Raw genomic sequence first — 1,678 nt, 5'->3', positions numbered from 1 at the left:
TCCCTATTTCCTGTTCCTATTCCCTATTCCCTATTCCCTATTCCCTATTCCCTATTTCCTGTTCCTATTCCTATTCCCTATTCCCTGTTCCCTGTTCCCTGTTCCCTGTTCCCTGTTCCCTGTTCCCTGTTCCCTGTTCCCTTCTTTTGTAAAAATACTTAACAAAAAAAGGCGATTTTTGTTTTAATTATTTACATTATTTCAATTTGTAACTATTGTGTACAACCCCAAGGCATATTCCTCTAGACTAGGTTTCCATAGAAATATCAAACATTGAAAATGGAGACAAGGACAAATGCCTACGGTAAATTTGTGTTGCCATGAGTTTGTAGTTGCTATTTCCTCGATCGCTTGTATTGTTGGTATCTGGTTATTGAAAGACAACAATCAAGAAATAGACAATTTCCAAGAAACAGAAGAAAATCTGTTAAGAATGAGCTTTGCTTACTGGTTAGTATACTGTATCGCTTTTGCTATCGAAAAAGTATTTTTATTTGATTGGGAAATCGTAGTTGTCAGTTTGAGAATTACTATAGCTTTGTCATATTTCTTAACATTTTCTTGTATTCTTAGTTTACCGTTACATAAATTTGCAGTTCATAGAATTGAAGAGTAATAGAAAGTCACAGTTAGTTAATTCTCATCGCGATCGCGATCGCATTTTCTAGTTCATCCTGGAGTAAAGTTGTCAGGATAAATACCTCTTGTACAGTCTTACCCTGACGGGCAATGATTTTATAACCACCGCGAATGGGTACTGAGACACGCAAAAGCATTTTTGGTGCATGACCTCTGACTCTACCAATTACCGCAGGTGTCACAGTGCCAATACCGTCATGTTGACACAAGCGTTCTAAAATAGGAATAAGTCCGGGAATATGGGTAGAGTGATTCCAAACAAGTCTACCATCGGTGGGTTTAGGCATAGTAATTAAGCTGCTTCCAGAGGAGCCATTGTTAACCCAGCCCGACGCAGTTGTTGGTGATATAGTTCTGCTTGTTCTTGAGGTCCTGTCCAAACTATAGCTTGTCCTTCATAGTGAACCTGATTAGTCAAATCCCAAGCGCGATCGCCCGACATCCCCGGTATATACTTCATTAAACACTCAGCTACGTGCTGGAAAGTATTGAAATCATCATTCAATACAATCACCTTGTAATTAGGATAAGTTTTCCGAGTGACTTGATTAACCCGATCTGGTGTCACTGTTGGCGCTGCTGCCATACTATACACATCTGCAAGTTTGGTCATCATAGATAAATAAGTCAAAAACGACGTTTTACAAACTAATACTACAAATAACTAGTTTAATCCATTGCTAGCTGGGTTAGGAGTCAGTTGTCAGTTGCAAAAGAATATTTTTTTCTCCTACTTCCCCTGCTCCCTGCCCAACGACTATTTTTAAAACAATCGCTACTTACTTCTCCTCTATTGATTTTTGCTCTCTTGTGGTGTAATGTCTGAAAGTATCCTTGTCACGATTTCAACTCTCGTTGCTGACATTTACAAAAACGATTTTTTACTTAGTACAGCACGACGTAAATCAACCATCCATTTCCAATTTTAATAAAATACCTATTTTTCGAGGCATTTCTAAATGCGTGATCCCAATAAGAATCATATCAAAATCGATCCGGCAAACTCTTGTTCTAATTGTGTCGGCTTTGATCTTATTAC

3 protein-coding genes are annotated in these 1,678 nt (G+C 38.2%); 1 reads left to right on the top strand and 2 read right to left on the bottom strand.

Annotated elements, in window-relative coordinates; genetic code table 11:
• Positions 1-295: 295 nt before the first annotated feature.
• Positions 296-616, top strand: coding sequence for a hypothetical protein (locus FJR38_RS14245; protein ID WP_168500163.1), 321 nt, complete (start codon positions 296-298; stop codon positions 614-616).
• A 13-nt stretch (positions 617-629) separates the two neighbouring features.
• On the opposite strand, the gene FJR38_RS14240 is transcribed toward FJR38_RS14245, so the two are convergent.
• Positions 630-926, bottom strand: coding sequence for a DUF2103 domain-containing protein (locus tag FJR38_RS14240; protein WP_168500161.1), 297 nt, complete (start codon positions 924-926; stop codon positions 630-632).
• Positions 927-931: 5 nt separating this feature from the next.
• Entirely contained in the window at positions 932-1,255 is a 324-nt protein-coding gene (gene clpS / locus FJR38_RS14235) for an ATP-dependent Clp protease adapter ClpS (protein WP_168500159.1), read from the bottom strand.
• Positions 1,256-1,678: the final 423 nt, after the last annotated feature.

It is taken from the genome of Anabaena sp. UHCC 0253 (genome assembly GCF_009712085.1).
Taxonomy (GTDB): domain Bacteria; phylum Cyanobacteriota; class Cyanobacteriia; order Cyanobacteriales; family Nostocaceae; genus Dolichospermum.
The sequence above is the reverse complement of the archived record's forward strand: the minus strand, read 5'-3'. Positions and strand labels throughout refer to the sequence as shown.

Excerpts from the sequence above, each read along its gene's own strand:
- FJR38_RS14240 (WP_168500161.1), bottom strand. The coding sequence starts at position 926 with ATGCCTAAACCCACCGATGGTAGACTTGTTTGGAATCACTCTACCCAT.
- clpS (WP_168500159.1), bottom strand. The coding sequence starts at position 1,255 with ATGATGACCAAACTTGCAGATGTGTATAGTATGGCAGCAGCGCCAACA.
- FJR38_RS14245 (WP_168500163.1), top strand. The coding sequence starts at position 296 with ATGCCTACGGTAAATTTGTGTTGCCATGAGTTTGTAGTTGCTATTTCC.